General features: G+C 56.8%; 6 protein-coding genes and 1 pseudogene. 1 reads left to right on the top strand and 6 read right to left on the bottom strand.

The window, feature by feature from the left end:
- Both M0974_RS21110 and M0974_RS21105 read right to left on the bottom strand, forming a co-directional pair.
- Nucleotides 1-415 (bottom strand): LysR family transcriptional regulator (locus M0974_RS21110; RefSeq protein ID WP_297841231.1); only part of this gene is annotated, 415 nt, incomplete at its 3' end.
- A 276-nt stretch (nt 416-691) separates the two neighbouring features.
- A complete protein-coding gene (locus M0974_RS21105) occupies nt 692-1,837 on the bottom strand; it encodes an NAD(P)/FAD-dependent oxidoreductase (RefSeq protein WP_297841228.1) in 1,146 nt (381 codons plus the stop codon).
- A gap of 52 nt (nt 1,838-1,889) precedes the next feature.
- Here M0974_RS21105 and M0974_RS21100 point away from each other — a divergent pair, with 52 nt between their 5' ends.
- Nucleotides 1,890-2,357 carry a MarR family transcriptional regulator gene (locus M0974_RS21100; RefSeq protein ID WP_297841225.1) on the top strand — a complete coding sequence of 156 codons (468 nt, stop codon included), beginning with the start codon at nt 1,890-1,892 and terminating at the stop codon, nt 2,355-2,357.
- Between the two features lie 130 nt (nt 2,358-2,487).
- Here the strand turns inward: M0974_RS21100 and M0974_RS21095 are convergent, their stop codons facing one another.
- From M0974_RS21095 to M0974_RS21080, 4 genes and pseudogenes are all read right to left on the bottom strand, one after another.
- The gene (locus M0974_RS21095; RefSeq protein ID WP_297841220.1) at nt 2,488-3,630 is read right to left on the bottom strand and encodes an acyl-CoA dehydrogenase family protein; all 1,143 of its coding nucleotides are present in this window, start codon (nt 3,628-3,630) and stop codon (nt 2,488-2,490) included.
- On the bottom strand, nt 3,620-4,786 hold the full coding sequence (locus M0974_RS21090; RefSeq protein WP_297841218.1) for a CaiB/BaiF CoA-transferase family protein: 1,167 nt from the start codon (nt 4,784-4,786) through the stop codon (nt 3,620-3,622). The genes M0974_RS21095 and M0974_RS21090 overlap by 11 nt, the downstream gene beginning before the upstream one ends.
- A gap of 367 nt (nt 4,787-5,153) precedes the next feature.
- Nucleotides 5,154-5,816, bottom strand: a complete 663-nt coding sequence (gene hutC / locus M0974_RS21085; RefSeq protein ID WP_297841215.1) for a histidine utilization repressor — start codon at nt 5,814-5,816, stop codon at nt 5,154-5,156.
- Nucleotides 5,817-6,031: 215 nt separating this feature from the next.
- Nucleotides 6,032-6,920, bottom strand: a pseudogene (locus M0974_RS21080) (MFS transporter); the annotation flags it as partial.

Genomic DNA, 6,920 nt, shown 5'->3' with positions numbered 1-6,920 from the left:
CGCGCAGGTGTTGCAGCAGTTGCGCCGGACGCAGTTCCAGGACGCGCAGTGAGGCTTGTGGATAGGTCTGCTGGAACTCCAGCAGGACCTGCTTGAACGGTTGTAGGATGGCTGTGACCGGGGTCACGCCGATGGTGATCTCGCTGACCACCAGGCCTTTCATGTCTTCGATTTCCTGGCGCGCGCGGCGCACGCTTTCCAAGGCCTGGCGAGCGTGGCCCAGCATGCGCTGGCCATATTCGGTGAGGGTCATTCCCTTGTTCGAGCGCACCAGCAAGGTGATGCCCAGTTCACTCTCAAGTTCTTTAATGGCCCGGCTCAGCGCCGACTGGGTCAAGTGCAGGACGGTTGAAGCATCCTGCAGACTGCCGGTTTCATGGATGGAGACGAGGGCTCGAAGTTGATGCAGTTTCATTATTATTCCCGACATCGGCCAGAGGCCAGAGACATGTTATGGGGAGAGTTTGCCAGAAGCTGGCCAATAGAGTCCGTCCGGCGTTGCACCGTGGCGGACGGAATATCAGGATTAGCCTGGAGAGACTGGGAAATGCTTACTCAATTGAGCCGAGCCAGCTGCAACTTCTTATCTAAAGATGATGAGGAGAACTTAAATCTTCGAGACACGCCGTTGCCAGCAGCTCGAACATTCAGAGTTTCCTTTGAGTACACTTGCCAAACTACCTCTTGAAATTTACGCAGAAGCAGTATGGTGGCTGCGGTACATTGCTACCGTCAGTGCCTGTCCGTCATGCGACAGAAATGTTGCCGCTGCGTCAGCCGCACCTTTGGCCGATGTGAGAACGCGAGCGAACATCAGTCGTTCGTACTCGGCTACCGCGTAGGTCGATGTACCGTGATCGACCAGTAAGCGTGCGAGTTCGGCGGCATCTAACATAGCGTTGTTCACGCCATCGCCACCAAAGGGAGACATCACGTGTGCCGCATCGCCGATAAGGGTCAAGCCTTGGCGGTTCACCCAGCAGTGGCCCACGGGTAAGGCGAAGATCGGGCGAATGGCGAAATGATCATTGCTGGCCCGAAACAGATCCAGGATCTCGTCGGCAAACCCTGTGTACTCCCGCACCAATCCGTCGCGCGTGGCTAGCGCAGAGGTGAAATCAAAGCGCTGCTCCACCCAGCCCAGCGGCACGCGAAAGATCGCGTAGCCACGAACATGTGAATCACCATTACGCTGGGCGATGATTGCTTTGCCATCGCCTTCCACGTCTATTTTGCCGTGGCCCACCAGCTTGCCCAGCGCGGGATGGGAGTGGTCGATATCGTCGATACCAAACTCGACAAAGCACAACCCACTGTAGTGCGGCTCGTAAGCTGACAACAAGGGTCTGACACGCGACCAGGTGCCATCTGCACCGACCACTAAATCAAAGGGGCCCTCGTTACCATGGTCGAAAACAAGGTTCCAGCGACCGTCTCCAGCATCAACGAGGTCGCGCAGTACACAGTTCCATCGAACAGACTCGGGCGGTAAAGAGTCTATCAACAGAGCGCGCAGCGCCGTGCGGTCCACTTCGGGCCTGTCGCCTTCGCCGTTGTCCTGATGATCGAAAAGAACTCGCCCGTGTTTATCGAGCAGTCGTGCTCCTTGATCGTCGTAGCGAGCGACAGTGTGGAAGGCCTCTCTCAACTTGGCGTGCTCAAGCGCCAATAAACCGGAGCCTTCGTGCAGGTCCAAACTACCGCCTTGGGGCCGTACGAGCGAATGCGCCTCGCGCTCGAAAACAGTACTCGCAATACCATGAAGATGAAGGATGCGGGCCAGAGTTAAACCGCCGGGGCCGCAACCAATGATAGCGATACGCTGATTGGTATTCATGGGAAAAAATCATTAATATAGGTGCCTATACAAATAATATAGGTGCCTATCTATGTCAAGCGCGCTCAGACCCGACTCCAATCAGCCCATGAGACTGATCGGCCAGGTGTCCAGAACATTCGCTCGGTTAGTCGATGCTCCGCTGCGCGAGTTGGGTTTCTCAATCAGCCAATTACCGGTGTTGGTGACACTAAAGAAAGCCGGTGTTATGTCGCAGGGCGAGCTGGCACGTGTTGCGCGCGTGGAGCAACCCAGCATGGCTCAACTGTTAAGCCGCATGGAGCGTGACGAACTGGTGCAACGCGTACCCGATCCGGCTGATGGACGCAGCCGCCTTATCTCGCTCTCGGCGCAAGCGTCTAGTCAGTTGCCTAAAGCCAAGCGCGTGATGGATCAGACGTGCAACCAGGCGCTGAGTGGTTTGACCCTTCAAGAACAGACGCTATTGCTCGACCTGCTTTTAAAGGTAGATGCCAACCTCAACCATGCCCTGGATCAGATGCTGCAACAAAGAAGCTGAGAGCGAGTTCTGGATCTATTCATCTGAGCCGTACAGCATTCCAAGGGCAGCATTGGTGATCAGGCCAATCTCACCATTGAGCTTGCCTTTGTCCTCGTACTCATCGGCGAATTCTCGGGCTTTCGCTCGGTTAGCGCTGGGCGTCTAGCAGGCTTCGCGAAATGATGATTTTCTGCACTTCCGAGGTCCCTTCAAAAATTCGCAGGATCCGCGCGTCGCGCACATAGCGCTCTAACGGCAGATCGCGAATGTAGCCATAGCCGCCATGGAGCTGTAGCGCGGCATCGGTTACGAAGCCGGCACATTCGGATGCGACCAGTTTCGCGGTGGCCGAGTCCAGGCTGAAGCGTTCACCGCTGTCACGGCGGGCGGCGGCTTTCCAGGTGAGCATGCGGGCGCTTTCCAACTGCGCATACATATCGGCGAGGCGCCATTGTGTTCCCTGATAGGCGGCAAGCGGCTTGGGCCCTATCTGCCGTTCGCGGACCCAATTTAAGCTCGCTTGCAAAGCCGCATCAGCGATGCCCAATGACATGGCTGCGACTTCTACTCGGCCGCGATCAAGCACTGCCATCGCAGTGTTGAAGCCGGCGCCTTCACTGCCGAGCAATGCCGAGTCGGGTAGCCAGCAGTCCAGGGCCAGTTCATAGATCTTACTGCCGCGAAGCCCCATGGTTTTTTCCGGGCTGGAGAAGCTAATGCCAGCGGTTCCCTGAGGGATCATAAAGGCGCTGATACCTTTGTGCCCGGCCTCTGCGTCCGTCTTGGCATAGAGCACGATGAAACCTGCTTCGCGGGCGTTGGTGATGTAATGCTTGTTGCCGCGCACCCGCCAACCGCCATCTTCTTGTTGCGCCCGGCAACGCATGTCGGCCGGATTGGAGCCGGCTGCCGGCTCGGTCAGGGCGAAGGCTCCGAGCAATTTGCCAGTGGCGGCGCGAGGCAGCCATTCCTGTTTCTGCGCTTCGGTGCCGCCGATCAGGATCGAATCGGTCGCCAGAAAATGTGCAGTCAAGGCCGATGCAGTCGATGCACAAGCGCCGGCGACGGCTTCAACCACGCGGCTCATGGCCAGGCTGCCAATGCCCAGTCCTCCGTATTCCTCGGGGAGATTGATACCCATGCCACCCAACTCGGCCAAAGCCTGCAGGCTCTCGGCACAGAAGCTTTCGGTTTCATCGTAATGTTGGGCGCGTGGCTGGATAACCTCGCGAGCCAGTTTTTCGACGGTTTCGACGACGGCCAGTTCGACCTGATCCAGTTCAAAGTTCATGGGAAGACTCCTGTTTGTGCAGTCCGAATGCCTCGTTGTCTGCGCCAAGGCGCGGGGCGAGAGTGACGGTATGGGGTTTATGACCGTTGAAGAAAACCGGTTGCGGCACCAGCGGTTGAACAGAGCCCTCGGGTCGAATCAGCAACTGACGGGCTTGGGCTTGTTCGCTTTCGGCGGCTTGGGCAAGGTTCCACACGGGTGAGGACGGCACGCCTGCATCGAGCAGGATGTCGCAAACCTGGTCGACGCTCAGTTGGCGCGTCCAGGTCTCGATTTCAGCGCGCAGCGCGGGCTCGTTCAACGTACGTTGTGGGTCATCGGCAAAGCGCGGGTCGTTGCCAAGTTCAGGCCTACCCAAGCATTCGCAAAAGCGCAGGAATAGCTTGTTGCTCGCTACCGCGATGACCACCTGTCCATCGGCGGCGCGGTAGGTGTCGAAGGGTGTCGATATCGGATGGCGGTTGCCGACCAGACCCGGTGCAACGCCATTGGCAAACAGATTGGAAAGGCCGGTCATTTGCAGACTGAACAACACATCGAACATGGCGACGTCGATGTATTGCGCCCCCGGTGCATGCCGTTCGCGGGCGAACAACGCCGAGCTGATCGCCCAGGCGGCATATACGCCGGCACATAGATCGCCGATAGCCTCACCGCTGCGCGTCGGTCCTGTCTCGGTAAAGCCGGTGACACTCATCAGCCCGGACATCGCCTGGGCGACGATGTCATAGGCTGGGTTGCGCGACAGCGGACCGTGCTGGCCGAAGCCAGAAATGCTCGCATAGATCAGCTTGGGGTTGTATTGCTTGAGGGTGTCGAAGTCGATACCCAGACGACGAGTTACACCAGGGCGGAAGTTCTCCACGACGACGTCGGCGTCACGCACCAGTTCATATAAGCGCGCGCGTTCAGAGGTGGACTTGAAGTCCATCTCGACACTGCGCTTGCCGCGATTGATCAGGCCAAAATAGACGCTTTCGCCGTCCTTGAATGGGCCCAGGTGGCGGCTGTCATCACCGTGCCCGGGAACTTCGAATTTGATGACGTCGGCGCCAAGGTCCGCGAGCATGGCGGTGCAATGCGGACCGGCCAATACGCGGCTTAGGTCCAGAACGCGAACGCCCTTTAGCTGCTGGGTAAACGGGCTGCTGGTCATGGTCATCTCCTCATTCAGTGGTTATCGGGTTGGCAGACACAGTCAATGCTTATACCAGCCTGTATGTACAAGTAGGTGCAAGTTAAGGGCCAAAACAGTTTTTATTGAAGCGTAGAGAAATTGAAAAACTTAAAAAGCTATTTAATTTCAATAGTTTGAAATTTTAGTTAAAAATTTATGGCGAGAAGTCGCTTGAGAATTCTGTTGCAATTTTGTAAATTTTCTTTGAACTGGCGGCCTTTACGTAACACTTTGGTGCGCGTATTACGCGCAGGTGTCACCTTTCTGCCGCTCAGGGGCAGTGGCAGTAAAAGCGTCTGCAGGGGTGGCATATCGAGCGGCAGGCGGGGGCCGCTCGACCCGTGATTCAGTTGCCGAATTTACCTTCCAGGCGATATCGCGAGCCGGGATAAACCAGGCGCGCGCAACCGACCTGACCCTTTGCCGCCCAGGTACGACGGCGAATCAACAGGCACGGCTCATAGCGCTTGATGTGCAACAGTTTGCACTCCGCGGATTTGGCATGGATGGACTCGACCACATGTTCGCCTTCGGTCAATGGTGCCAACTGGATCAGATAGGCGTAAGGCGTGACCTTGGTAAAGTCCTGCTGCAGATAAGCGGGTGCGACTTCGGCATTGACGAAGCGTTCTTCGATCTGCACCGGTACATTATTCTCGTGGTGCACCACCACCGAGTGAAACACGCGCTTGACCCCGTCGAGCGGGAAGGGCATTGAAGCACGGGCACGTTCGGGCATTTCCTCGAGTACGATCACTTCGCAGCGATGCTCATGACCCCGGGAAGCAATTTCTTCCGCGATATTGTGGATCTCGAAGAGTGCGGCATGCCCCTTGGGCTCGGCCACAAAGGTACCCACTCCCTGCATGCGCACCAACGAGCCCTCGATGGTCAGCTCTCGCAGGGCGCGGTTGATGGTCATGCGACTCACACCCAGCAAACTCAGCAGCTCACTTTCAGAGGGGAGTTTGGAGTTGGGCAGCCAGGCACCGGAGCGAATCTTCTGCATGATGATTTGCTTGATCCGTGCATACAGAGGGGAGGGGCTTTCGAGAGAGAAGGACTCGAGGGTTGCATTATCCTCAATAGATTTGGGCACGTTGATTCCTGATTTAAAATTAATTGCTCCGACAAGCCTGGAGTGCAGTTTACTCTGCAGCCAGGGATACGCCTATTTAGGGAATGGATCGAAGGGTTTATGGGCGCCGCTTTGCGACCAATAAAAAGTGCGAGCATCGCAAGGCCCTGAATGACGCCAGCCAAAGCCAGTATCAATAACTCACCATACGCCCCGACAAACAGCGATTTAACGCCTCCAAAAAATACCGGAGCAAACGCGTAGCAGCCCTGTGCAGTTGCAACGATCAGCGTAACGACGCGCTGAATTTGCTGGCGTGGAAACTCTGACTGAGCAATTAGCGGCGGCAGGGACGTTGCGTTGCCGATACCAATGCCGAAAAGTACCATGCCTACCCATAGCAGCGAGGGGATTGCGCTTATTCCCATCAGAATCAGGCACCCCGACAACTGACAGCCATAGCTCATGCATGCAACGTTGCGGCGGTTGGCGCTTGTCGGGATCAGCCAGCCGGACAAAAACCTTCCCGCGATGGCGCTTGCGGTTGCCAGGCCCATTGCCAGGCCGGCTTTTTCTTCCGTGACGTGATCGACCAACAACAGGAACAACTGGCTGATCAGTCCGATCTGGGCGAACAGTCCACAGGACATGGCTAACGTCAACGTGACGAATTGTCGATTACCCCACACCGGTATCGCTGAGTTGTCCGGTGAATGTGTCGGTTCAGTCGGGTCGCGACGTGCACCATCGGGATATTGGCCGATCTGCCCGGGCCGGATCTTGAACACTTTGAAAGAAAGCGCTGCAATAACTGCCGTTGAAAGCATTCCCACCCATATGGCGGTCTGTGGGAACCCAAACCGGCTAATCATGTAGACCCAAGCAGATGAAAATACGACGCCGCCGATACTTGCGCCGTTGTAGGCCATAGCCAAGGCGGCTGGGCGGTTGGTCACAAACCATGGGGCGATGATTGCATTGACCGCGGCTGCGCCCATCGTTACCCAACCGAATCCGCTGAGGGTCGCGGCTATG

It is taken from the genome of Pseudomonas sp., assembly GCF_026224925.1.
Lineage (GTDB): Bacteria > Pseudomonadota > Gammaproteobacteria > Pseudomonadales > Pseudomonadaceae > Aquipseudomonas.
Note: the sequence above shows the minus strand (reverse complement) of the source record. Positions and strands in the feature narration are given on the sequence as shown.